We start from the raw sequence: 24,682 nt of genomic DNA, 5'->3' as shown, positions 1-24,682 counted from the left end.
GCAGTTGGTCTCAAGATCTTTATTTGACGGGAGCAGCATACATGACGGATCCCAAAAGCGGGAGTCCGGGCTCCAGCCAACTCAGCCGAAGGCTGTTATAGCCGGACACCTTTAAGACCGGAATTTCCGACTTGATGGTATATTGTTCGTTGATACGATGCAGAGTTTCCTCTGCCGTAGCGCTTTGTTGCTGATGTGAACACCGAATTATTCCTGCGGTCTCCCCAAGCAATGGAATATCTGTCCCGGCAGAAAAAACAATATTCCCTGAGAGATAAAAAAACCACCGGAAAAATCCGGTGGTTATCGTTTAACAATTGTGCTGCAGCAGGTACTTAACTCGCTTCAGCGTTCGGTGGTAACGATACAGAGTCCTTGTCAGCGTAAGTAAACTGGTTCACCTCACCGCTCTGGACTTCTCGCACTATCCGGCCGCCATCGACATGTTCGCCATGATCGTAATGATCGTAACCGCTGCGGCCAGCGTCTAACATATGCCAGCTGTGTTCAACCTGACAGTTGAACTGCTTTGACAATTCACCTATCACCTCACCTGCCGGTGCGTACCATGGAGAATCAAAATGCACTGTCAGGACATTGAGGCTGTCACGGACGCAGTTGACATTGTGGCCACAGGGCCATTCAACGCCATATTGTCGACCATACAGGTCGACCGTTGCCGGTACATCACGCAGCAGCGCGCCGCCAGCCCCGTTGAGTTCTGAAGCCAGACGCGTGGGGATCAACATTAGCATGTCGCACGGAACGGTAGACTCGGGCATGTTTCCCAAACATTCCCAGCAACTGCCTGCATCCACATGACCGTCATGCCCAACTATGCCGAACCAGTCGGCATATTGGCGCCCGATAACATCCGCTATTCGCGCCTGGGCAAGTGGCGGAATGTTCTCCCACTTGACTGACGCTATCCCGGACTGACTGTAGAGACGCTCAATCTGACGGATATTTTCAGCCGTTAACGGCGCATCGGCTTTCAGCAGCCAGAACCACTGCTCAAACGCCAGGTTCTGCACTGACGAAACGCCGGGATGTGCCAGCAAACCAGGATAAGGAACATAAACCCCAGGTTTTACCGTCGCCGGTTTCAAGATGCCGGCACAACCTGCCAGGAACATCCTGCAGCTTTGCTGGATGGCATGGCGGTAGTCAGGAACGACATGGCCATTAACCCACTGCTGCAGCTCGTCGACAAACACGGACTGGCCGGTAACAACTAAACGGTTTTTGCACCAGTTTGACATGGTAGTTCTCCTCTTCTTTCAAGAAAAAAGGAGAGACGTCCCCCATCGGGAGAGCATCTCCCCCGATGGGTTAAGGTGTTAAACAGTGACGGTCAGCCTGTTAGCTCAACCGCCATCAGTGGCTGGCGAGCTCACGTAAAACCCGTAACTCATGCGCCAGGCTAATAGGCGGCGACAACTGCTGATAGTCATTGACATCGATACGTTCGAGATCGAATTTCTCAGCCAGGTCGTTAATCGCCTCATACGGCCGTAAACCGGCCTCCTGCAAGGCAATGACGCAGACCTCTTCGCACAGATCCGTGTCGTTCAGTGTCAGTCCGTAATGCCGGTTCAAAAGCGCGCCGGCAACGGTCTGCCAGTGGTGTTGTTCCTCGGTCATAATCCCTCCCCCGTTCAGGCCGCCAGGGCGGCATCAGTCTTTACCGTTTCTGTCTCTGCCGCCGGCATTAACAGAAATTCGGTCGCCTGACGTGCCTGGCCGCTCGCGCGGAACAGCGCACGTTTGTCTTCCTTCATGATTTTCAGCCACCCTTCCAGATAGCTCTCATGCTGGACGTCGCCGGCAACGCCGATCCGGGCACAGAGAAATGCACTGCCCAGCTCGGCAACCAGCTCCTCAAACGCATAGACCGGGTCACCCCGCTTACGTAAAGAAGACGTTATCCCCTCCCGGTTAAGACGTGTTGCATGACCGGTGCTGTGCACCAGCTCATGCAGTAACGTCGACCAGTAGTCCGCCTCCGTCTTAAACTGCCGGACTTCCGGCAACACAATCAGGTCGCGGCTCGGGGTGTATAACGCCCTGTTCTGGTAAACATGCTCAAGGTGAACACCGCAGTCCTCCACCATCGTGCTGACCTGCGCCTGTATTCGCTCATCAACTTGTGGGTCCTCCTCACCCGGAGCGTCTGCCGGCAGTGCGCCAACCACTTCATCCGGGAGTCCGTCACACTGGCAAATGTTGAACAGGTACAGCGGCTTCAGCATCGGGACACGCTCTTTCAGGACGTTCCCTTCGTCGTCAAACAGCTGCCGGCCGTCGGAATCCTTCGCATCCTTTTCCCAGGGCTTGAAGACCACGGCAAGCGTCGCCTTCTCGCCGGCACGCACATGGCCACCGGCGGCTTCCGCCTGGAGATAAGTCAGCCAACGATTAGAACTGAAGCCATGGTCAAAGGCAGCCAACCACAGCAGCAGCACATTGACGCCACTGTAAAAGTTACCGGTGGTGCCGTTGATCGGCATCATCGCCCCCTGTGCCATCCGGGAGCGGTCCGTCTGCCAGGGCTTGCGCCAGGGCAGCGTACCGCGCTCGATGGCGGCGATGATTTTGTCCGTCACCTGCTGATACAAGTCGGGACGTTCGGGCCGTTTTTTCGCTGGCCGTGATGATGATGTCTTTTTCATGGGAGGCTCCTCAGTAGTAAAGGCGCACTCCTCCCCTGGCGGCGAAGAATACGCCCCAGGGGACAAAGAATGGGTTAACGATTAATGTGCAGGGAAACGGATCGCCCCTTCCGCATTAACCGTGTCGGCCAGGTGATACAGACGTTCGAACATCGAGAGGAATTCCTCCCTGTCGTCCGGTTTCGCCCGTTTAGCATCGGTATGACTGGCGGTAGCCAGCAGGTCGATAGCGCTGACGCGCCATCGTTTGTACTCCGCGTTACCGACGCATGCCCGGTAATGGACATGAGCCAGTCGCTGCATGCGGTTAATGATATGGCGGTACTCTGCCACCGGCACCCAGGTGACGGGTGCTGCATGCACATGGATCTGGTCGTGCAGTACGTGTATCCAGAGTTCAAAGCTGTCTGAAAGTATTCGCTCTACGCTGTCATCTGCCAGCTGCAGATGCTCGCAAAAGTCATCGCCCCCCACCAACACGCGGGAAGTTTCGTACCAGGCGTCATCCTTTTCCGGATGACAGCCATCGGCATACACTATGTGCTTCACGCGGCCCGTATCGCCACGTTCGGCCACGGCTGATATCAGGTAAACACCGTCGTCTTTGGCCAACACCAGTTTGCACTGATTGGCCTTAACTTCGGCTACGACCAGGCGCAATGCCTCAGGGTCAAAGTGCAACATGTAAAGTCTCCTTAAAAAGCGGAGACGACTTCCCCCGGAGGGGAAGTCCCTCCTGGGAAATGAAACGTTATGGCCAGCGCGGTGGTGTTACCACGATGCCCGGAAGTAAAGGTGATCCCGACTAAAGTCGAAACCGGTCAGTACGCTGTTAACGTACATCTTCAGTGAGTCGACCAGCATCCAGTACACATCGCCGTAGTCACGAGATTCATCGGGGAACTCCTCATGGCAGTTCGCTTCATTCAATCGTGACAACAGCATCTGCAGCATCTGAATGTCGTTGCGGTCAAACGCCATCAGCTCGCCGCTTTTGACGTCCCCGACACTGTTGGCCACCCAGTGCATCAACGCAGTAAACCCGCGAAAATGACAGGTGTGAACCAGCAGCGGCGGATGATAGTGATTACACGTTTTGTGGTTGTATATTCGCGGCGCCTGCGCACAATCACCGCCATCCTCCAGCCACGCTGGTGAACACGGCACCCAGTCGCCAACGGGTGTCCAGTCGCCGTTTACCGGCAACATTGCATAGTCAGCCTTACGCTGACGGAAAAAGTTGATATCAAGCCCCATGGGTCACTCCTCTCGGTAAACGGACAGGAGCTCCCCTGCAGGGAGGCCCTGCCGGGTTAATTATGCGCCTTAATCAGGCGACGCGTTGAGACAACTTTCTGCGTTGGGATAACACCTCATCCATCCACGTAATCACCTGCCAGTGATAAGGAAGGTCGGCATTACACAAACTGTCCCGATACCGTTCAAGGTGCAAACGGATCGAGCCATCCCCCATCGCCGCAGCGTCAACGTATCCCGGAGCTGAAAGCGCCGGACGCTGCAGATGATGACGCAACCATAAAAGCGGTTGCTCCCAGCCTGACTGGCTGGACAGTTCCCGTTCAATGCGCACGCATCCAGGACACAGATTGTGTATCAGGATGAGTACCAGGCGGTGAAAGAAATCCGACGCCTCATCCAACGGGACAACCTCCTGCACGGGCAGGTTATCGGCCGGCCATGACGATAGACGGATACCCGGACCTGCAAATGCGCCGCCGGCAAACAGCTGCCCCGCCGCATCAATACCTGCAGGTCTTGCGGATGCCGGCAGCAGCCAGAACATCTCGGTCACCGCCAGGGTAAAATCAATCCACGCGTCCTGGGACGGTGGTGCGTCAAAATACACGGTAGTACTCACGATAAATCCTCCAGAAACAAAAATGGGGGATTTATCCCCCGGACGGGAATAAATCCCGTCAGGGTTGTGCTACTTACGTGTTACGCAAATCGCCGTACCTCAATACGCCGTATCGAGCGCAGCAATCACTTCATCAGACTCCCTGTCACGTTTTCCCTCCGCCACAGCGCGCTCCCAGACTGATGCGTTAACTTCCTTCCCTATTTTGTCCAGGACATTCATCACATCCTTTCCGGTTTCGGGACGTGCAGGTAACCCGCTCTTCTGTAGAGCAAACAGGAAATACCCAAACGCAAAGCCGGCGCTATGAACGGCAACCTCAACGAGCGTCATACCGCTTGCCGGATCGCGCTCCACATCAAAACCAAGCCGATGGAACGCTCGCGCGCTCATCAGCTCGCTTTCGAGCAGGCACAGGTAGCGCAGCATATCGAGAGGGGTTTTCAGGTAATCGATAGTGGTATTCATGGATAAATCCTCGCACGTGGGGGATTTATCCCCTAACGGGAATAAATCCCCGACAGGGTTGGGCGTCGACCACGGTATAGCCGTCGCAATGTCATTGTATTCAAACTCAGAAACCGAGCGCCGCAATGGCTTCATCAGCCTCACCGTTAACCTTGCCGTAGGACAAACTCCACGCCCACGCTTCTTTGTGGGCGTCGTTGCCAAGACTGTCCAGGTTGCTCAAGACTTCCCGGCCAGCATCGGACAACGTCGGCAATCTATCCCTCTGCAGGTAGTAGAGAAAGAACCCGAAAGCCTCACCGACACTGATAACCCTATTCTCCAGGTCGGTCAGTTCACGAGGTTCATCCCGCTCCTGATCGAGCCCGAGTCGTCGATAGGCTCTTGCGGTATACAGTTCACCTTCAATAGCGCAAAGGTAGAAAAGCACGTCCTGTGATGTCTTGAGCTCGAAAACATTCGTGCGGAAGTTAATGTGCGTATTCATCGGTAAATCCTCTTGTAAGATGGATTTACCCCTGGCAGGGAATAAATCCCGTCAGGGTATAAATGGTTAAAGCAAGCGCTTTAGAAGCGGTAACGCAGCCTGGCCAGATGCTCGGCCTGCTGACAGGCGAGCCGGTAGGCCTTTCTGCGCTCGGTATGTTTGCAAGGCAACGCAACACGGGCGCTTGCGTAGGTATATTCACCTTTGTACCAACCCTTGCGGAACGTCAGTACCGCGTTGACCGAACCATCATCACTGCAGGTAACATGCGCGCGAACGGCAAAATTACCTGCTGCATTGACGTACCAGTCAGTAAACCGCGGCGGCGCCATGCGAAAAGGTATTCGCTGGACAGCCGTTATGACGCGGTGCAGGGTTGAGATGAAATCAGGAACAGCAGAAGAAGTGAAAGCAGACATGGTGTATCTCCTGTAATGAAGAGACACCAGCCCGAGGGGAAGGTATCTCCCCGGGGGATTGGACTGCGATAATCGCAATCGTCAGTACATCTGTCATTACCTTCATCACCGTTAAGTGATCCCTGTTCTCAAAGGTTAAACAGGGTTACCGCCACTAAGGCTTCCTCTTTCAGGCTACGAGGCTATTTGCAGTCACCCTAAGGCGTTTCTCACAGACCGCTGAAACTTTGGTTGGCACTCACCCGAAGGCGCTTCTCACAGAGTGCTGAAGCATTGGCTGGTTGTCCGAAGACAACGTGTAAGCCTGTTCATTTTCAGAGCAAATCTGAGATGTGTCAACCCCCCAGATAAACGATATACTCTTACATTACTAATGGGATACAAAAATGATTAAATTTTCCAATAATCTCTGGTTAACCTGCCATTAAACTTAGAAAGGATATAATTATGGCAAAACTTAGAAATAGATTTTGTGTTGAACTTTGGGATGCAACATCAGCAATATATGTTATGAAAATGCTGGCAGAACAGGCTGAATACAATATCAAACGAGCTGTAGATGAGGCCTGTAAGCCTGATGCTGTATTAGAAGAGGTGTATGATGATTATGGAGAAGATGAACATGGAGTGCCTTACACCTTTGAACGAACCTGTTACACTTACGGATCATGTATTGGTCTCGATCGTGATGAAGTAAAAAATGAATATATATATTTAATTACCCAACTCACTCGACGCTCAGCATTTCTTACAATCTATGGTCTTTTCGAACACCGTATGGATGAATGCGTAAAACTGATGCTTGATTTATGTGGTTATACTGGGAAGCTAGAAAAAGGAACTCTGGAAAAAACGCACCAGATTCTAAAGAAGGGGATTGGAGCAAAAGGTATTGTTGATGTTGACCATCTTACAATCCTACGAAACATTATGGCTCACGGCGATGGTATTTGTACTGAATACTCTGAAATCATCCGCAAAACCACTAAAAAGTCAGATGCCGAGAAGCGGATACTGAAAGCATTAAACAGAGCCGTATCAAATTATTTAATCACCGTAAGTGATTTTGGTGGTGTATTATTAAAAGATAACTTCCTAAGTGATATCACAAATGAAATTGAGCGCTATATTGCAAGCTTAAATAAAGAGGTGGAAAGCTACAGCAATTAAAAATAATCCTATACATTTAGAATTATATTTTAGAGGTCGCAGCCCTGTGTGAGCTGCGACCGTTTAACACTACTTACTCAATATCATTTTTAAAATAGACTTGTCGAATATAACGCCCCCGACCATCCCCGTGCCCTAAATCCATCGAGACAAATGCATTTGCTTCTTCTCTGCTCATGCCATTTTTAACGTGATGCGTTACAGCATCCCTGGCATAGGCATATCTCAAACTATGGGGCGCATCCTTTCCAGTCATACCAGCCTCACGTACGATATTTCTGTATCGTTCTATCGCGGTATGCAGGGACGGCTTATCAATCAGCCTCCCCTTATTCTCACCACAATGCTTTATCGCCTTATCCAAAATGGACAAGACCTTCTCGCGATTAAATACTGTTGTTTCCCGGGCCCGCCCCCCTTTAGTCCCGAAAATCACCTTAACTCTATCATTGCCATTCAAAATGGCCTGCTTCCAGGTTTTTAGTGATTTGGCGGACTGAACTGTTTCTTCTGTTCTCAACCCCAGGTAACGGGACAACTGCACACCTATTGCTACGCCCTCATCTTTTTTAAACGCATAGCTAACAATTGCAGCCAATTTATCATCCGGCAGTGGTGTTTTAGTCCCGTCGCGACTTGCCCCTGAGATACCTAAAACCTGGTTACTCAATTTCTCATGCGAAGGATCAGCGAGTTTATTCCGCCCTGCAACTGACATGATCGAACGTACCGCTGCCATTTCATTTTGGAGTGTGCGTTTTGATATATCTTCAGCTATACGGCTACTAATATACTTTTCGATATGAGACGTCTTGACGTGTTTTACATCACGGATTTGGATATTTAATTTCGCAAGGCGTTCAGCAAAACGCTCTGCTATTCTCGAACGGTCTGCGACAGTTTTAAAACTCCCTCGTCCCTGGCGGGCGAGCGTAACCAGCTGCTTGCTGAGCTTTGACATAACTTCTCCTCCCACGGGATACACACCCCTCTGCTTTACACAAAGCAGACGGATCTGTATCCCGATAATTTCAACCCCGACGACACGGTTACTTTTGCGCTTCCTGCGTCTCGACTGGTATCTGTGCATCGGGGCGGCGAAATGTTGAGTTATTTCGAAGCTCCCCAGGTCTCTGACCTGTTCGCGGCTTACGCCGGGCTGACGTTCGTCAGACTGCTTCCACACACTACTGTTCGTAGTGTCGCCATCGATACCGAGTCGATTTCCTCCTTTTAGATAGTGAAACGTTCAAAACGGTGTTTTCCGTCGTAATTACGTTGAAGTGAATGAGTGTTTAAAACCGTACTGACACGGACTACGTTTTGGTCAGATGGTAGTAAAACGTTGAAAGCCACGTCATGCGTGGGGTGAGACGTTATGCGCTACGCGCGTCACTTGGTAGTGTCTTCGCCACTTCACAAGTGACGCGCGCTCCTCTGCTCCTAATGAAACTCACGTAAGTGGCCAAATGTACCAAATGGCCTTATACGTGCGTTCAAAAGTCGCATCGTCAGCAACACGTCATAAAAAATAAAAGAATCAAAACGTTGAAGCATAAAACCTCGCCGTGGCGAGCTTTATCGCTGAAAGACGTAATACATACGTTATTGGTGAAAGGAACCGTACCAGGACTGGCGCGGTTGAGTCGTTAATGAACCTTCATCACAGTCGTGATCTCCGTTCTCAAAGGATAAACGGAGGTACCCGCCACATGGGCATCCCCTTTCAGGCTATGAGGATATCGTGACCACCCGAAGGCGTTTCTCACAGGTCACACGAAACATTGGTTGGCACTCACCCGAAGGCGTCTCTCACAGAGTGCTGAGACATTGGATGGTCGTCCATTGACGACAGTACAACAGTGACAGGGTAGATGATTTAACCGAAGTTAGTCAATAACAAAAAGGAGCAGGAACAAAACCATGTATTAGTTAATAATGGAACAGAGAAAACAAATGCGAGAAAAAACCTCACCAGCATAAAATGAATACTAAATTATAAACATGCCTGCCGCGCTAAGATCGACAATCCCGCCAATACGCTTCAAATAATCCTCGCCGACCAACTGTGGATGGTAGACCATATTTTCATTGAAAGACGAATAATGTTGAAATACTATACGCCCAATGGCAGATGGCATATTATGTACAACGCCGTAAGTTGTGAAAAACGTAAGATCTATTATTTCCATACTTGGCGTTGTTAACCACGCATGTAAATTTAGCGCCCCCACTCCCGAAATAGGATAACTGAGCTTATCTTTCAAACTCTCCACACGGGTATAAAAAACAGGGCTTTTTTCATAGTCAATATATCCAAGGGTATAATAGATTGGCATCTGCAAAACATCTTCTAATACATCTTTTGCAGAATGCATGTACCAAAAACATTGCTGTGATACTTCTTCTGCAGTGTATCGAGAGGCAATGTCCTGAACCGCCCTTAACGCATCATTCCCTTTTTCACCAGTAAGAACGGGACACTCACTTATTTTTATATCCGGCACATCAAGCCCCCACTTTTTCGCGCGCTTCGCAGCGGAATGAAATTCCGACTTATAATCCGCCTCCCTCCCAAATATATTTATTATCTTACGGAACATAGCACCCTCTTAAATTCTAAAAAGACCGTATCGAACATTACTTAACATACTCTAAGGTAATATTCAACCAGTGTTTCGGTCCGCACCTAACCCTTATGTTATTTTTACAGCTGAGTTAGTTTACATCAGCATATTTAGTTACCCTGCACGGAGACATGCATTATCAGCGCGTCTGCCCGTCCACATTCATATTCCGTGTTCTTTGCCCCAAAAACCTCTCTTGTGCTTTCTCTGAAAAATGTAACATGCTCAATAACTGCATGCATTTATCGCTAAAATAATAAGGGCTATACTATGACAACATGGAAGTCAGGCAGGAGCCATAACATAATGAATTAAAATGTGAAAAAAATGACTATATGTCAGACAGGAATACGAAGCATGGCCTTTACGTTCCTTTCTGTGTTTTCTGGCCATAGGCCAACTTCTGGAAATTCACCATATCAACATCTGGAGCACTCTCACCTCATTAAGTAAAGAGCCCGGACGGGAACCTGTAAACAACAAATCCACCCCTGGATTATCGGCAACCGGTTTCGTCCGGGGGGAATATCCTAACATCCGGAATGTCCCGTTAACAAAAAATCTTATTCAGTCAGTATGGATGAGTGCTGTCATACTCATGTCGATGTTGACAGCTAGTCAGCGTCATGTAGTTGTTGATTGTGGCAGGCTGGAAACCGAGAAAACAGCTGGTTATGGAACAGTGAGAAGGAAGATATGTTGCTCAGAAGATTTGAATGAAATTTTAAAAGGTGGGGAGTGGTCCCCCCACCTTTAGCTACGTTTCCGGGTTCATTAATCAATGAACTGGCGGATCAGTTCCAGAACAGTAATCACAGCTTTTGACACCTCTATTACCGCTCGCAGAACGACGATTAACACGTTAATCATCCGTTTGCTCCATACAGAGCAGGAATACCGCTGATTGCCCTTACATTGCCTGTCACAACGGCTACCTTACGTCAATTGTTTTGGTATTCCCGCTCCAGCCTGGGCATTGAAACAGCACCACCTGTTTTTCAACCAGGACTTTAATCCGTTCATGCCGCATAAGCGGGAGAAGCTGAAGAGAGAACGCCAACAAGATTGACCCACGCAGTATACCCTATTTCACACCATTTGCATTTATGGCTCAGTAGACGTATGCTTTAGCCGTCAATTGTTTTGGTATTCCCGCCTCAGTCTGGGGCAAAGCATTAAAGCCCGATCTCACCAGTCGGGCTTTTTTGTGTCTGTAATCATTTCTTCGAACGTTAACTAAGGTATCAACTACATAGTTTGCTAACCGATCCACTTACGGTTGTAAACCACCATGCCTGTTGGATGGAGACTGAAATCAAGGTCTGATGCCTTAAACTCCTCGGCTGTAACACCCTGGAATTCAGAGTCACACAACCAGGCTGCCATCGCTGCACTGATGGCGTTTCTCTCTATCTCTTCTGGGTTATCTCTCATCACAGCCTCAACGAGTTCTTTACCGAAGAAAGGCACGGCACCTTGTGCCCATGCTTTCCCGTTCCTTCTGACCGTATCGACTCTGCCTGTAGCAACTTCAATCAACTGAGCTGCATTTATCTCTGTTTCGTAGTAGAGGATTTCTACCTGTACATCATTAAAAACGCGCACCTTGATTAGCATTATGGTTCCTCGTCAAATCGTCAGGGTAGCGCTTGGTTAAATTTAATTGAACCCCACATTTTGAGGGGCGACGTTTACTGTTCCGTTGATCCCCAATACCCGGTGATCCACTCTTACAACCTGACAACTTGCCAGTAGCGTTTCCCATAAAGGATACCTGATGCATCACAGAGTACAAAAAGTCAGGCTCGGGTGCCTACCACCAGAGGAACCTGGCAAATAGCAATTGATTGTTATTTAAGCTAGGATGGGATCAGGGTATCACTTGGCTAAGGAGTGATGATGAACGATACAACACAGCACCACGCCTATCAGCGCGGTGTGCGTATGGCAACTCTTTGGAAACGTATTAAAAGTACCATTCTGAAGTGGGATGCTTTCTGTGTAGCTAAAGCGCACAGCTATAAGCTGCCAGGCTGGATTGGGCACTTTCCTATCGTTATAGCATTTCTCGCCTCCCTTACTGCAGCATTGCTTGGAGGAGTGGCTATTGCTGGATGCTTACTGTTTATATGGGCTATCGCATTCATACTGCGACAAGTAAACCAAACATCCCCCCAAGCAACTGACTCTGAGTATTTTGATTCAGCTAATAATGAGTCTTTTACAGAGTATAGAGATGGTAACCAAGGGTTTGGATTATATTGCGGAGAATATCGAATGGACCAGGAGGATGAATAAGAGGGCTGAATCAACCAACCCTCTACTATATTGATCATTTTACAGTTTCACTGTTCTTTTCAGCATGTCGACAGCCTGTCCTCCTGTATCTTGCGCTTTCTTTGATCCTGCATTTACAGCATTACCAATCGCTTGTCCTGCACTGATACCGGCCCATGACAGCGCGGCCATCCATACTGTCGGTAACACGATGAACATAGCTCCCATCACCAAGTTCATGATCAGGTCATCAGAGCTATTCTGAAAACCGGCCACGTTCCAGCGACTGTGCGAGTCTGAACTGTAAAGCGCCTCCAGCAGCCAGCTGTCCAGCCAGCGCGCCAGTTCCCACCAGAACGTCAGAAAGTTAAGCGCAAAGACTACGAACGTCACGGTGATCACCGTTTTGTACTCATAGGTCGCAAAGGCCAGGATAAGCGGCACCATGATATACACCGCCATCAGCAGAACAGCCTGCGCCATCGGCAAGGCCTGCCGCATGGCATCAAAGGCCGGGAACGCGGCCAGGCTGCCCAGAGCCGTACCGCCAATCGAAGCCAGACGCGTGGCCGCATTATCCCCTGTGAAGTCCGCATTGCCACCATAGCCTGCATAAGCGCGCCCGCCCTGGGAGACGGTCAGATTATCCGGGCTGACCAGACGGCGTACCACCGCCTCCTTATAGTCGGCGTTGTTCTCACCCATCATTTTCAATGCTGCAGACATCCGCAGCATCACGCCCGGATCGACCTGCTTCACCACCCTGGCCTCCAGGCCGGTATCGGTCGCTGACCACCACTCGCTGCAGGTCGGGTATCCACCCCGGCCGGTGTTCGGCCGGCCACTGTCCCGTGATTCGTTCCATGAGAAGCTTGCGCGCGGCGTTTTCGACTGCAGGTTGTTGTAGTACCCGCCGTTCAGGAAGGTTTTCGACCCCAGCCATTCGATGTCACGTAGCGTCGCCTTGTCCGTTGTTTGCCCCTGGTCACGGTTCTGCCAGGTGTACAGCGCCAATGCATAGCAATCATTGGTGAAGTCCTGCAGCTCTTTCGCCAGCGCCGGGTTATTGACCCGGCTGTGTTGGACCTCAAAACGTACCTGGCGCAAATCCGGCCGGCAGGGGATACTGGCCACGGCCGCAGACGTAATCCCCTTAGACAGCTTATGAACAAGTAACCACCACACCGGTACCTTCGCCGTCTGGCCGTTCATGCTCGACATCATACTGGCGTATCCGGTTTCATCCGGCTTTTTAGGTGTCCAGGTGCCACAGGTGCTCGCCCGGCTGCTGTCATACTTGATGGTGTCCAGGCTAACGTTCATCAGCGGCAGACAGCAGGCAAGCATCACAAAGAACGCACCGTAAAGCAGATTCTCGATGCGTGGCAGGGACAACAGCCCCTTGTTGCCTTCATCTTCCCCTTCCTCCCGGACTTTCAGCCAGATGGCAATAACCTTGAACAACAGCGGCAGCACAAACAGCCCCGTGCTGACCAGCAGCTCCCACAGGCCGTTGTTCACGATCCAACCGAGCAGCGTCAGGAAATACTCCAGATAACTGTTGGTCATCATAGCGTCAGCCCTCCGCCGAACATGGAGTATTCACACGCCAGGGCAAAGACCGTGCACGCGATGGCCATACGCTTGAGGGATTGATGATGTTCCGGTTTAACCCCCTGCGCGTGCCAGATTTTCCAGAATCCCCAGGCCAGCACGGCGTAAAGCACCAGGCGCCAGAACAGCCAGCCGTAACGGGTATTGTAGACCCAGCCACGCAGCGCTGCGGTTTCATATGGGTGGTTGACACTCCAGTGCGCCATCCCCATTGCAGCAACCATGGCAATAATTAACATCGCCAGCAACTGCAGAACGCGTTTGGCGCCCCGGGCAAACCTGCCGTCCCGACGGGGCAGCAGGTCTTTCTTCTCTGATTCAGTCATGATGTCTCCACACTCACTGGTCAGTTTCCGGTATGGCCAACTGGTTAAACCTGGTATCCGGGCTGTCAGAAGACTGACGCTGCGGGTTGGTTTCAGCGCGGTTGTTCTCGCGATCGATAATGGTCAGCACCGCATTGCGGGAAATCTCCCGCTTCATCTCCATCTCGTTTTTCAGCGCCGTGATTTCGCGATCGAGCGCTTCGATACGGCGGTCACCTTCTTGCATCGCCACCTTCTGAGCGGCCGCGTTCGGTTCAGACATGCCGGTGGTGATCATGCGCCGCATCAGAAAGGCCGTCTCAATGGTGTCGGCCATCGCCAGCTCGCTGGCGAGACGGCCGACCAGGGCAGCATTGTCCGGGTCGCGTTGCAGAGCGCGAATAACGCCAGCAGTCACCGTCAGACTGCCGGATTTGAGCTTGGCCAGATTCGCCGCCGTCGGTTTTTCAGCGCCGTTAACCAGTTTGGCCAGCTGTTCATTGTTGGTCCTGGTGGCATCTTCGAGCATCGGTGAAAAACCGGTGCCGGCGACAGTGCTACCCGGCTGCTCACTACCTTCACCACTGGTACATTGAGACGCGTCTTTGCAGGTGCGCAACGAAGTATCACCCAGCACCTTAACCACCGCGACGGCGGCTTCCTCGCTACTGGCGTATTTGGCACAAGCGCCGCCGGCGCAGCTGCTGCCGGACACGCTGGACGTACTGGTTACAGGCAACGCATTCATCATGTTGTAACCGGCTGCCGCCAGGTCATGCGTCGGTTTGATGGCTGGCTGACCAGAGCCGCCGCGTTTTTGCCCGCCAATCCATGTCTGTCCGGACTGACCGGTCACCTTCTCCGTCGCGTTCATCGAGCGAACGGCATCACCGCCGCTGCTGTTCACCAGGCTTTTGGCTTCTTCCATCGCCGCGGCCTGCGACCAGGCTCCGGTGTCCGCCATGTCCATCATGCGTTTGGAGAGGTTCTGGCAGTTAAGCTGCGCCTTATCGAATGCAACCCCGCCCTGTAGCACTCCGTTGGTCAGCATTTCATACAGTCCCGGGTTGGCACGCTGGATAGCCATCGCCGGCAGGCTGGCCACCGCACCGGTGGCCCCCTGAATAACGTCACTCATCAGGTTCCTGAACCCGTCAGTGACGCCATTGAGCTGGTTGCCGATTGTCGTTTTCAGATCAAAGTTGCCGCACATCAAATCCGAGCTCCAGCCCAGGTTCATCCCTAACCGCTGCATATTGCCGCGCGTCGCCGGTTGTGAAATCACCGACCCTCCGCCCAACGAGTAAAACAACTTGTCAGACACCGCGCCACTGGCGCTCTTTCCATAGCCGATGTTGCTGTCATTAACCTCCGGCAGAGAAAGGCCGAACAGTGTCCCGTTGTTGTCATTGTCGTCGGCGTGCGCACTCATCGTTCCGGCCAACGCCAGGCTGCCGGCTATCAGCAGAGACAGCAGCCTGCGCCGTCCCCGTAAAGATTTATGCATCGTGTAATTCATCATTCAGACCTCAGAAATCCGTGCTGTAGAGGAAACGCTGCCCACGGCGCTGGCAGCAACTGTAGGGTTGCCAGAGTGCAAAGGCGGCGTTGGCATCCGCCGCCGGCGAATAGTTGCCATCGGGGAAGACGGCGCAGGACTGGCTCAACTGCGGTGCCAGGCGCTGCCATTTGTGGTTGCTGGTTCCGGTATTTTCCTTAACGGCACCTGGTGGCCAGTATCCTTCCGAGCGCTGACCAATCAATGGCTGGTAGACGTGAGGCTGGCCAGAGCGGGTAATGATGTCGGCCACCCGTTGCGCCACAATGGCGCCGGCTTTGTCATCATCAACCTGGGTCACAAATCCCGACCGGGGGTAAACGTTGCCCCACATGTTGGTTCCCGCCTGGCTGCCAATCTCGCGTAGGCCAGGCACCAGGGCTTCGGGATAGAGGGACTCTGGCATGCCGGTACGCCACGCCAGACTGTCTAGCGTGCTGAGGAAATACGGCACGAATGGCATGGCGGCACTGCGACAGGAATATCCGGGGATACTGCCCCCAATGATGGACGTCGCCGGATGGCCAATGGCGTCGGCGTATTTGAAATGCAGGTTGGTTTTGCGCTGGCCAGGCGTTTTCAGCTCGTTATTACCGCCGCCGGCAGGGACACCGCTCAGCACGCCGGTAATACTGCTCTCCAGGTCGCCAGAGGCCTGACTAACCATCGATATTTCACGCCAGGGATTGCCCCCCTGGCTGTTGTAGGTCGAGACCACCGCTTCCGGGATAAAGTGCGTCACCTTGACCGAGGTCCGCACCGTACAACCGTGCAGACCGCAAAACAGCCAGTAACAGATACCGCTGACACGCCAGCTGATACAGGCCTGCGACACAGCACTGGCAACAATTTGCGCGCTGTTCAGCACGGCATTGGCTGCCGGCACGCTGGCCACTGACAGCATCATGGCCATGCCAAGGGATTTGAGATTCAGGCGGGACTGACCGGGAAGCGAAGTTTCGGGGAGGTGATGTTGCATATCACTGCCCTCCCAGTGCCTGGGCGCGCAGTGCCACAGCCCGAGCAACATCCGCAGTGCCGTACACCACGTCGATGTCGTCAAACACCACCGCTGGCACTTTTTTGACACCCAGCTCCCAGGCGCGCACCACCGCACGGTAAACGGTGACCAGCTGCTGCTCGTTCGCCTGCCATTGCGGGGACTTCAACACGGCCTGCGCCTGGCGCGTAGCCTCATCGGGGTTTGACGACAGCTCACCGAACAGTTGCGTTTGCACCTGTTCCGGGCCGTCAAGATAAATAACGGATACCGACGCATCGATGTTGGTCGGGGGATGGTGAGAGTCGGTATAGAGTACCGTGCCGGCAAGCACCGATGCCGGCATCAGCAGAGGGAACATCATCAGCAACGTGCTGATTTTCATGGCGTGCACTCCTGCATGGACTGAATCCACACAGGGTGCAACGACATGGTCAGAAAGGCAGCAAAGAAGTCTTTATCCGATTATGAAAATTTTCCCTGTACGGCAAGAACATATTCAAACGGGCGCATCTTGTTATATGCTTTTGATCGACACAACCATGAATTATTGATGTGAATATAAATGGTTATTTCACTGCTTACATGACAACGGACTATCGAAGTCAGTATACCGTGTTCTTAATAAAAAAACCGGCCTTCTGGCCGGTGGTCCATGTTACCCCCCTGCTTAAGAAACCTGATTGACCTGAAAACGCTCGCACAAATCGCTCAGATGGAGCAGCAGGTACACCACATCTGCTGCGTCCGTTACGGTGATATACCAACGGGGGTGATCGTACTCCTCCGGTTGTGGCCAGGATGCGGTTCCTGTCACCGTCACCAGGACATCGACTGATTGTCCCAACCTTCCTTCCAGATGCAGCGCCACGCTGGTTCGCCTCCCGATACGGTGCGGGTGTGCCGTCAGCACAACCCGCCCCAGTAACCGCTCATGAAGGGCACCACAAAACATCCTGAGCGCCTGCGCATCCGTCTGGCTGATGGTTGCTGCCCCCTGAGGCGGCAGACTAAACAGGCCGGTACCCTGTGACGGTACCGCCCGGGGACGGACAGCGGGCTCGGGGTATTTCAACGTCATCATGCAGCCTGGCTCTCCTGTTCCTCGTTACTGGCGACCAGGCCACGCAGGCGGTCAAGCTTGTACGCCACCTTGAACGCAGCTTCCAGCTCGGAACAGCCAAACTCCTGCATCAGCGCACGACGCTCCGCCTTCTCTTCTTTTTCGGTCATCCCCAGCGCCAGATAGAGGCTGGGCGGCACGGCACGGAACAACGCTTCCACGTGTTCCGACAGAATAACCCCCTCAGTGTAACATCCGGACAGTTTGCTGGCCGACAGCAACACCGACTTCTGCTCTTCCGTCAGCGCCTTGAAGCGGGCAATATCCTTCACCTCCTCCGGTGGCATGGTCAGGCACATCCACCATTCGGCCATGTTGAGCATTTTCTCCGCAATATCCGGAAAATCCTTCAGGTTCTGCGTGGCCAGCCATAACCAGGCACCGAGCTTACGCCACATCTTGACGATTTTGGTCATATACGGCGACAACAGTGGGTTGACCGTCACAATGTGCGCCTCATCGACCACAAAGACTATATCCCGCACCGAGTATTGGTCACGCTCGGCAATGTTGTTGATGGTGTTGGTCAAGCTCACCATCGTCAGCGCCATCTGTGCCTCGTACCCTTCCCGCGCCAGATGCCCCAGGTCAATCAGCGTCACATCTGCTTCTGGCCACAGCGTCCCTTCACAGTTGAACAGTTCGGCTTCGAAACTGCCAGGTTGAGTGAACATCCCCAGCGCTTCCGCCATCTCGGCCGCTTTTGCCCGTCGCTGAGGATTACGCTTTTCATTGCTCGTATCATTGGAAATAGTATACAGCGCGTTCTGCAGGTCAGACGGCAGCATCTGACGCTGTTCATCGTAGGCCGTCTGTGCAGCCATTAGCAGCGCCTCGCGGATCATCGCCCGGTCGGCACGTTTAAGATCGGCTTCTTCCTTCGGATCGCCGCCGGTGATCATCATACGGGCCGAGATTTCCATCTCTCCCAGGTAATCACGTTTATCCTCATCGTCATCATCGGCATCGATGTCGGGCAGCTCGTTCTCGTCCAACGCCAGAGAACTGAGCTCCTCAATCAATCTGTGCGCAAACGAGAACGGCGGCAGTGACACGCCACTGCCGGGCTTGATGCTGATCTTATTGACCGTCAGCCCCTGACTCTCGAAATAATCCGCCTGCAGGCCGAACGAGTTACCAGCCTCGGCGATGAACAGGCGCGGCCGGTGTACGGCCATGAGTTGTGTCGTTGCCGCACAAAGCGTGGCGGACTTGCCGGCGCCGGTGGGGCCAAACAGGAGCATATGGGCGTTCTGGCTGCGGTCGTGCTTGTTGAGGGGATCAAACGTCAGCAAATCACCACCCCGGTTGAAAAAGCTCAGGCCGGGGTTACCGGTGCCGGTTTCACGGCCGGTGACCGGCAGAAGACCGGCCAGGTGTTGCACAAAGGTCAGGCGGGTGTACCAGTACTTTTTGTCCGTCTCCGGGTTAAAACACATCGGCAGCGCGCGCAGGTAAGTATTGAGCGGCGCCACGTCGAACTCCGGGCGTACCGGCTGCAGGCCGGCACCGAGCAGCACGTTTGTCAGTTCCACGCGTTTATGGTTAAGCGCCGTCAGGTCGCCGGCACGCAGCAGAAAGGTAATACCGGCACGGTACAACTTGTGGCGGTTGCCCAGGAATTCCTTGACCTGCGCCACATCCTGACGCACGCGCCCGGACTCGGTATTTTCACCGACGGCGTTTTTAGACAGCCTGTTAAAATCGTTTTCCAGCGTGTCCTGCGGCTGTACGACGATAGTCATACAGACCATCGTTCCCTCCGGGAACATGTCCATCAGCGCATTGATTTTCTTCTCACCACGCTTCATTTCCCCGGTGATGGTGCCGGGCTCCGGCGGACGGCGCAGCTTCTCAACAGGGATAGCGCAATGCGCCTGGTTATCAAACCACCACACGCCGTGGTCCGGATCGGACACCGGCGGCGTAAACCACAATGTTTCGGCAAAATCGTTCTGAACCGGCATCGTACCGTCCGGCGTATCCCGCCGGTCAAAATAGGCAGCCTCCCGGTACAGTATATTTTTATCCACCCATTCCGGATTCGGATTAAAGTGCCGCAGCAACCAGTCATGCACCTGCGCGCCATTTTGCCGTACGCAGGTCACCCCCGCCCCGCTCAGGGCGCCGGTCAGCCGTTCACAGGTCTGGTTCAGCATGGCAACCGGCGGCATCGGGTCGGTATTCCCCTTGCCGATCCAGCGATACACCACCATGCGCGTACGGCGCTGCTGGCCCCGCCAGGGCTGGTCGGTGATCAGCGTATCCTTAAATAACCCCTCCGGACGCGCAATACCGCGCAGGTGTCGCTCGGTTTCCTGCAGCCAGGACTCGGTCAGTTGAGAGCCCTGAGCATGCTGCTTGATATAGCCGCGCAAGCGACTCAGGTAAGCATCAACATTGTTTTCATCCTTGCAGAAAAACTGCACCACCCAGGGGTTCTGATCATGTTCATCAAACGAGTCTTGCAGGGCATCTTCTACCGTGTCACGCATCTTCTCAAGATGGTCAGTGGTGCGCCCTTCTGTCGCCACCGGCGAGACTTCATAGACTGCACCAACAGATACACCGTCATCGAGCAGGATGCACTGCTCATGATCCAAAAACTCAGCCCACGGCAAATAATCAATGATGGATGGATTGGCATGATAAATCTTTTGCTCGTCCCGGATGCTCATCTTGCCCGGACGGGTCAGCGCTTCGCGGCCGACCACCGAGAGCGGCGCACCGTCTTCCGTGATGGTCAGCGCTTCAGTCTCCGCCGGTATCGTTGCCTTTTTACGCGTCAGACGCTTTTTATCAAACAGGAAAAATCGCATCAGTAGGCCTCCGTCCGTTCACCTGGCATTGCGTATTGCACCTGGCTGTAAAACGGGAAAACGGTGCTGTAGCCCGGTACCGGCGTGTTGCCATCGGCAAGATGCGGGAAGACGTACATCACAAGATCGGGATTCGGCAGCCGCGGGAACTGCTGGCTGATTTCACTCTCCTGCGTGCGGCTATAGCTGCGATCGTCAGCAACGCTGGCCTGGCTCTCGCTTTCCGTCAGCGGGCGGCGCAGGATGTCCCTGGCAACCACTGCATTACGTGATGAGCCACCGCCATCCTCGCCCTGCCAGAGCTGCAGCATCGTGCTGTCACCCGGCGGCAGCATCTCTTCCTTTGACGTGGAACAGCCGGACAGGGCAGCGCCAATCACCAACATGACCATGGCTGATCTGAATGTCTTCATCATGGTTTCCTCTCTTAGTCCAGACCGCCGGCGCTGCCACCTTCGCCCGGCAGGCTGAAGTCGTCATAACGCACCTTGCGCCCTTTGGCCTCAAAGTCGATCGCCAGCTGGCGGGTGATATGCACGGCCAGTTTCTGACCTGGCGGCACATAGATGGCATCGAACATCATGCCGTAACGCTCACGTACCCAGTCGGCGGTCTCTTTCATCCCGCCGGATAATGCTTTCCCCAGCACCGCCTGGCCGGCGTTACCGGTCATCGTCGATGTAATGCCGTTAACGTTGTTCTGCGTCGTGTATTGCCCCTGGCTGATACCGTCGCCGGCGGCGCTGGCGGCCGACAGGGCGGCAATGGTCGGCAGGTAGGTGGAGGCATTCGACTTGCGCTCACCGCCGATGCAGGGAATACCGCTGTCATCGGAAATCCAGCCGATACCGGCGGTGGTGCTGACCCCCTTCCCGTTATTGCCGCTGTTGTTATTGCTGTTGGCTTTCATACTGGTGTCAGGGTGCGGCAGGGTACGCACCGTGCCGTCGGCGAACACGAACGTAATGCTGTTAACCTGGCCACGCACGCAGGACAGCGTCCAGTCGCCGCTGGCGGTACCGGAGACAATCGCCCCCTCTATGTCCGGCAACTCAATGCCGTTGGCTGTCAGATTGTCTTTGCCGATCATTAGCTTGAACGGGTACGGATCGGTCACAGTGCCATTGATCGGCACACGACCGAGCAGCGCCGTCATCGCGCGACTGCCGACCAGCGTGGAATTCTCCGGTAGGGTAAACACCGGCTCCGTCCCCTTTTCCTCACCTTTTTCGTTGGTGTGCCCTTTCACCTGCTGCTCATACCTGGCTTTTTGTCGCGTAAGCGCGTTGTCGGACAGAAAAGAGGTCGGGAACTGCGGCTCCTCTTTGGCGCTGTTCGGATTGCGCGGATCGACTTCTTTCTGGTCCTTCGGACCGACCCACATCAGGCCGTCGTCGCCAGCCGCAGCGCGGCCGCTGCCGGCGCCCAGGCCGTCCAGTCCCAGTCCCAACGGCATGTCGCTGTCACTTTTGGCCTTGTCCTTGTTGCTCGCCAGCTGATCCGTCAGCGACTGGATACGACTCATCAGAGTCTGTTGCTGTTCCTGCAACTGCTGCTGACGCTGCTGTGCCTGCTTCTGATAGACGGCCACCGCTTCATTCACCTGGCCGGAGACGTTGCTGTTGCGTTTGCGCAAGGCTTCATTCTCTTTCAACACGTTATCGATGTTTTCCTGCAATTCGGTCTGCTGTGCCCGCGTGGTGCGCAGCGTGCCGACCAGAGTACGTAACGTGTCTTCCGGGGTATCCCCTTCGACTCCCAGCGCACGCAGTTCTTCCGGCGACATATTGGCCAGCACGTTCTGCGCCTGCTGCGGCTTCTCTGCAGTCTTGTTACCACTACAGGCTTTAAGACCGACAATCACCGCCGCCGCCAGCACGCCGATCACGATCACTTTCGGCAGCATATTAGATTTCACATCAGCCATGGTTAGCCCCCTTCTTCGCCGCTTTCACCGTCTTGCGCACCACGGACGGCTCGGCGACAAATGCCCCGTCAGGGCGACCGGCGATAACCAGATACAGCGTAGTGGTGTCCTCCGGGGTGCCAGCCGGCCCCAAGTATCGGTGCTGGTACGTCGCCGTGACAAATTGCCCCTGCAATACCCGCGGATCCAGGGTGATTTTGCGGCTTGCCGTGTTTTGTACCTTCAGCGCCACCACATTGCGACTACCGATACCCCAGCCACCCAGCGGGGTGACCGATACCGGCTCTGACGGGTACAGGGTGGTGATGCGTTTGGGCAGATGCGGATTGACAGGGTGAATGCCGGGTACGGCTTCAACGGTGCGTACCGGGCCGTACAAGCTCTGCGCAGCATAACGTGTCAACACCACCGGCAACGGCGCGTTGTATTTCACCTTCTTGCGCTTTGCCTGGCTACCGTTATCCTGACCAGGCGAGGCACCGCCTCCCTCCATGGAGGCCGGCTTGTCATGACTGTTGCTGACCGAGGAGACATCACCGCTGTAGACGATGCGTACCGGCTCGATAGAGCCTTTATCGGACGCCGCAACGTCAAGCAGGATAACCTCCCCGTTCTCCACGTCCTGCAGCTGCAGACGCGTCTGCGGAAACGCACTGTCGGCTTTCAGGTACACCGCCCCGCCGCTGCTCTGCACCCGCAGCTTGCCGTTCAGCGCCGGCGGGAAGCCGACACGGACATTTTTATCGGCAAACAGCACACGCTCTTTGCCGACCGCCAGCGGGATCTGCAGCGGGATACGCTCCCACTTCATCAGCTCCTCAGCCTGCGCACCTGGCACAGAAACCAGTGTTGACAGTGTCAACACGCTCAGAGAAAGCGTAAGGAGACGTGCTTTCATCATTGGAAGACTCCTTTTTTCTCGGGTGCAGGCGCTGCAGGTGCTGCCGCAAGGCGCTGCGGCATGCTGTCATAACAATCCAGCGCCAGACCGAATTCATTACGCTCCGGATCCCCTTCCGACCGCACCACTTTCAGCGGATAACGGGTCAGGGCGCGTTTTATCGGTTCGCCGGCAAACGTCTCATCCGCCACCAGATCCAAACGGAGCACCCAGTTATCCCGACCTTTTACGTCAACCGGGTTCTGGTTATAGCGACCGTTGTAACCGTGATCCGGGATTTCAAACACCACGCGTGTGCGGCCGGCAAGTTCGCCGGACTCGCTGCGCTTTTTCGCATCCGCCTTGAGGAACCGCTCGCACGACGGCGTCAGGTAGGGAGAAAGCGCATTGATTTTGGCCGGGTAATCGACTTCGCCATTTTTCGGCCAGGCATTCAGCTGCTGAAAAATATAGAAACCAAAGCTGTAAACCGTGGAAGGCGGGACCTCCCACCAGGCGCGGGTCGAGCCGCTGCGCAAATCCGGCGGATTATGGATGGTCAGGTTTGATGGTGCCCGCATCCAGCCAATGATGGCGACCAGGAGAAACACAACCAGCACACCGCAGGCTGCGCGCAGCGTCAGGATGTGCTGGTCACGGTTTTTTACCGCATGACGAAAACGGCTCATATTGACCTCTTAACAGCCCGGCTGCGCCGCAGTGACCAGCTCTGTTGGTCGATGATCAGAGTGAGATTGCCCCACCCCATACGACGTTTACGGTGCTCAAGGCGCTGCCAGATATAATTCTCCGGCTTACCGCGCTTGAGGCGTGTCAGCCGGTTGCCACCAAACCAAATAACCAGCAGTGGCATGATCAGCATGCCGGTGGGGATCACCACCCAGCCGGCAAGGAGAACAAACGGCAGCGAAACAAGCAAACCCAGCCCCACCCCCATTGATGCCGCCAGCCCCATCTCCGGGGTGGTAAAACCCCGAAAGACAACCGGTTCGGCATTAAGACGATCGGGTAAAAATCGGATAGTCTGCATCGCGGGCCCCCTAGAACAGAATTTCTGCGGACTTGCCGACCAGCCAGATAACCGCAACCAGCAGCACAATACCGACCACGATGATGGCACCGAACTTACCCCAGTTAGCTTTCCCTTCGCGCACCTCATGGAAGGTGGTGATCGCGGAGTTGGCTACCACAAGAAATGCCACAGCGGCGGCGATGAGACCCAGGATGACAATACCGTCCTGGACGTAACCTTTGAGGGTATCCATCAGACCTCCACCGCTCCCCGAGGACGGCGGCTCAACGTTCGGCAGAGCAGCCTGCGCCGGCTGGTTAGCCGCCAAGGTCAAAGAGGACGCTACCGCAATACGTGCAGAGAAATGACGGAAAAGACGAACGACAGCATTCATAAAACATTCCTTTTTGCAGTGTGAAATTAA

The 24,682-nt window shown here is 53.9% G+C and carries 28 protein-coding genes; 2 read left to right on the top strand and 26 right to left on the bottom strand.

Annotated elements, in window-relative coordinates; genetic code table 11:
• Positions 1 to 335: 335 nt before the first annotated feature.
• From OGY62_RS14930 to OGY62_RS14890, 9 genes are all read right to left on the bottom strand, one after another.
• On the bottom strand, positions 336 to 1,262 hold the full coding sequence (locus OGY62_RS14930) for a DUF1281 domain-containing protein (RefSeq protein WP_286460213.1): 927 nt from the start codon (positions 1,260 to 1,262) through the stop codon (positions 336 to 338).
• A 115-nt stretch (positions 1,263 to 1,377) separates the two neighbouring features.
• The gene (locus tag OGY62_RS14925) at positions 1,378 to 1,644 is read right to left on the bottom strand and encodes a TA system toxin CbtA family protein (protein WP_286460212.1); all 267 of its coding nucleotides are present in this window, start codon (positions 1,642 to 1,644) and stop codon (positions 1,378 to 1,380) included.
• A 14-nt stretch (positions 1,645 to 1,658) separates the two neighbouring features.
• Positions 1,659 to 2,672 (bottom strand): ArdC family protein, encoded by a 1,014-nt coding sequence (locus OGY62_RS14920; RefSeq protein ID WP_286460211.1) that lies wholly within the window; start codon positions 2,670 to 2,672, stop codon positions 1,659 to 1,661.
• Between the two features lie 81 nt (positions 2,673 to 2,753).
• On the bottom strand, positions 2,754 to 3,356 hold the full coding sequence (locus OGY62_RS14915) for a DUF3085 domain-containing protein (protein ID WP_286460210.1): 603 nt from the start codon (positions 3,354 to 3,356) through the stop codon (positions 2,754 to 2,756).
• An 87-nt stretch (positions 3,357 to 3,443) separates the two neighbouring features.
• Complete coding sequence (locus OGY62_RS14910) at positions 3,444 to 3,929, bottom strand: hypothetical protein (protein ID WP_286460209.1); 486 nt, start codon at positions 3,927 to 3,929, stop codon at positions 3,444 to 3,446.
• 73 nt (positions 3,930 to 4,002) lie between these two features.
• Positions 4,003 to 4,551: a hypothetical protein gene (locus OGY62_RS14905; protein WP_286460208.1), complete on the bottom strand. Its 549-nt coding sequence runs from the start codon at positions 4,549 to 4,551 to the stop codon at positions 4,003 to 4,005.
• A 99-nt stretch (positions 4,552 to 4,650) separates the two neighbouring features.
• A complete protein-coding gene (locus OGY62_RS14900) occupies positions 4,651 to 5,019 on the bottom strand; it encodes a hypothetical protein (protein ID WP_286460207.1) in 369 nt (122 codons plus the stop codon).
• 106 nt (positions 5,020 to 5,125) lie between these two features.
• Entirely contained in the window at positions 5,126 to 5,506 is a 381-nt protein-coding gene (locus OGY62_RS14895) for a hypothetical protein (RefSeq protein WP_286460206.1), read from the bottom strand.
• Between the two features lie 80 nt (positions 5,507 to 5,586).
• On the bottom strand, positions 5,587 to 5,925 hold the full coding sequence (locus OGY62_RS14890) for a hypothetical protein (RefSeq protein WP_286460205.1): 339 nt from the start codon (positions 5,923 to 5,925) through the stop codon (positions 5,587 to 5,589).
• 447 nt (positions 5,926 to 6,372) lie between these two features.
• On the opposite strand from OGY62_RS14890, the gene OGY62_RS14885 reads away from it, so the two are divergent.
• Complete coding sequence (locus OGY62_RS14885) at positions 6,373 to 7,095, top strand: hypothetical protein (RefSeq protein WP_286460204.1); 723 nt, start codon at positions 6,373 to 6,375, stop codon at positions 7,093 to 7,095.
• Positions 7,096 to 7,168: 73 nt separating this feature from the next.
• Here OGY62_RS14885 and OGY62_RS14880 read toward each other — a convergent pair whose 3' ends face one another.
• The 4 genes from OGY62_RS14880 to OGY62_RS14865 all read right to left on the bottom strand — a co-directional run bounded on the left by OGY62_RS14880 (position 7,169) and on the right by OGY62_RS14865 (position 11,339).
• Complete coding sequence (locus OGY62_RS14880) at positions 7,169 to 8,056, bottom strand: integrase domain-containing protein (RefSeq protein ID WP_286460203.1); 888 nt, start codon at positions 8,054 to 8,056, stop codon at positions 7,169 to 7,171.
• Between the two features lie 1,030 nt (positions 8,057 to 9,086).
• Positions 9,087 to 9,698: a hypothetical protein gene (locus OGY62_RS14875; RefSeq protein ID WP_286460202.1), complete on the bottom strand. Its 612-nt coding sequence runs from the start codon at positions 9,696 to 9,698 to the stop codon at positions 9,087 to 9,089.
• 798 nt (positions 9,699 to 10,496) lie between these two features.
• The gene (gene dqlB, locus OGY62_RS14870) at positions 10,497 to 10,592 is read right to left on the bottom strand and encodes a DinQ-like type I toxin DqlB (RefSeq protein ID WP_275951764.1); all 96 of its coding nucleotides are present in this window, start codon (positions 10,590 to 10,592) and stop codon (positions 10,497 to 10,499) included.
• 390 nt (positions 10,593 to 10,982) lie between these two features.
• A complete protein-coding gene (locus tag OGY62_RS14865; protein WP_286460201.1) occupies positions 10,983 to 11,339 on the bottom strand; it encodes a hypothetical protein in 357 nt (118 codons plus the stop codon).
• Positions 11,340 to 11,621: 282 nt separating this feature from the next.
• Here OGY62_RS14865 and OGY62_RS14860 point away from each other — a divergent pair, with 282 nt between their 5' ends.
• Entirely contained in the window at positions 11,622 to 12,020 is a 399-nt protein-coding gene (locus OGY62_RS14860; protein ID WP_286460200.1) for a hypothetical protein, read from the top strand.
• Between the two features lie 39 nt (positions 12,021 to 12,059).
• On the opposite strand, the gene OGY62_RS14855 is transcribed toward OGY62_RS14860, so the two are convergent.
• From OGY62_RS14855 to OGY62_RS14795, 13 genes are all read right to left on the bottom strand, one after another.
• Entirely contained in the window at positions 12,060 to 13,571 is a 1,512-nt protein-coding gene (locus OGY62_RS14855; RefSeq protein ID WP_286460199.1) for a conjugal transfer protein TraG N-terminal domain-containing protein, read from the bottom strand.
• Complete coding sequence (locus OGY62_RS14850; protein WP_286460198.1) at positions 13,568 to 13,939, bottom strand: hypothetical protein; 372 nt, start codon at positions 13,937 to 13,939, stop codon at positions 13,568 to 13,570. The genes OGY62_RS14855 and OGY62_RS14850 overlap by 4 nt, the downstream gene beginning before the upstream one ends.
• A 13-nt stretch (positions 13,940 to 13,952) precedes the next feature.
• Positions 13,953 to 15,437, bottom strand: a complete 1,485-nt coding sequence (locus tag OGY62_RS14845; RefSeq protein ID WP_286460247.1) for an integrating conjugative element protein — start codon at positions 15,435 to 15,437, stop codon at positions 13,953 to 13,955.
• A 10-nt stretch (positions 15,438 to 15,447) separates the two neighbouring features.
• Positions 15,448 to 16,383 (bottom strand): TIGR03756 family integrating conjugative element protein, encoded by a 936-nt coding sequence (locus tag OGY62_RS14840; protein WP_286460246.1) that lies wholly within the window; start codon positions 16,381 to 16,383, stop codon positions 15,448 to 15,450.
• Positions 16,384 to 16,456: 73 nt separating this feature from the next.
• Positions 16,457 to 16,861 carry a TIGR03757 family integrating conjugative element protein gene (locus tag OGY62_RS14835; RefSeq protein ID WP_064290603.1) on the bottom strand — a complete coding sequence of 135 codons (405 nt, stop codon included), beginning with the start codon at positions 16,859 to 16,861 and terminating at the stop codon, positions 16,457 to 16,459.
• Between the two features lie 285 nt (positions 16,862 to 17,146).
• Complete coding sequence (locus OGY62_RS14830) at positions 17,147 to 17,560, bottom strand: hypothetical protein (RefSeq protein WP_064290602.1); 414 nt, start codon at positions 17,558 to 17,560, stop codon at positions 17,147 to 17,149.
• Entirely contained in the window at positions 17,557 to 20,418 is a 2,862-nt protein-coding gene (locus OGY62_RS14825) for a conjugative transfer ATPase (protein ID WP_286460197.1), read from the bottom strand. Before OGY62_RS14825 ends, OGY62_RS14830 begins: the two co-directional genes overlap by 4 nt.
• Positions 20,418 to 20,831: a TIGR03751 family conjugal transfer lipoprotein gene (locus tag OGY62_RS14820; RefSeq protein WP_502873553.1), complete on the bottom strand. Its 414-nt coding sequence runs from the start codon at positions 20,829 to 20,831 to the stop codon at positions 20,418 to 20,420. Before OGY62_RS14820 ends, OGY62_RS14825 begins: the two co-directional genes overlap by 1 nt.
• A 14-nt stretch (positions 20,832 to 20,845) precedes the next feature.
• Positions 20,846 to 22,345, bottom strand: a complete 1,500-nt coding sequence (locus OGY62_RS14815; RefSeq protein ID WP_286460195.1) for a TIGR03752 family integrating conjugative element protein — start codon at positions 22,343 to 22,345, stop codon at positions 20,846 to 20,848.
• Entirely contained in the window at positions 22,338 to 23,246 is a 909-nt protein-coding gene (locus OGY62_RS14810; protein ID WP_064290598.1) for a TIGR03749 family integrating conjugative element protein, read from the bottom strand. The genes OGY62_RS14815 and OGY62_RS14810 overlap by 8 nt, the downstream gene beginning before the upstream one ends.
• The gene (locus OGY62_RS14805) at positions 23,243 to 23,914 is read right to left on the bottom strand and encodes a PFL_4703 family integrating conjugative element protein (RefSeq protein ID WP_064290597.1); all 672 of its coding nucleotides are present in this window, start codon (positions 23,912 to 23,914) and stop codon (positions 23,243 to 23,245) included. Before OGY62_RS14805 ends, OGY62_RS14810 begins: the two co-directional genes overlap by 4 nt.
• A complete protein-coding gene (locus OGY62_RS14800) occupies positions 23,911 to 24,276 on the bottom strand; it encodes a TIGR03750 family conjugal transfer protein (protein ID WP_064290596.1) in 366 nt (121 codons plus the stop codon). The genes OGY62_RS14805 and OGY62_RS14800 overlap by 4 nt, the downstream gene beginning before the upstream one ends.
• 10 nt (positions 24,277 to 24,286) lie before the next feature.
• Positions 24,287 to 24,652 carry a TIGR03745 family integrating conjugative element membrane protein gene (locus tag OGY62_RS14795; RefSeq protein ID WP_064290595.1) on the bottom strand — a complete coding sequence of 122 codons (366 nt, stop codon included), beginning with the start codon at positions 24,650 to 24,652 and terminating at the stop codon, positions 24,287 to 24,289.
• Positions 24,653 to 24,682: the final 30 nt, after the last annotated feature.

Source organism: Citrobacter sp. CK198, from assembly GCF_030333295.1.
Taxonomy (GTDB): Bacteria; Pseudomonadota; Gammaproteobacteria; order Enterobacterales; family Enterobacteriaceae; genus Citrobacter_B; species Citrobacter_B koseri.
Note: the sequence above shows the minus strand (reverse complement) of the source record. Positions and strands in the feature narration are given on the sequence as shown.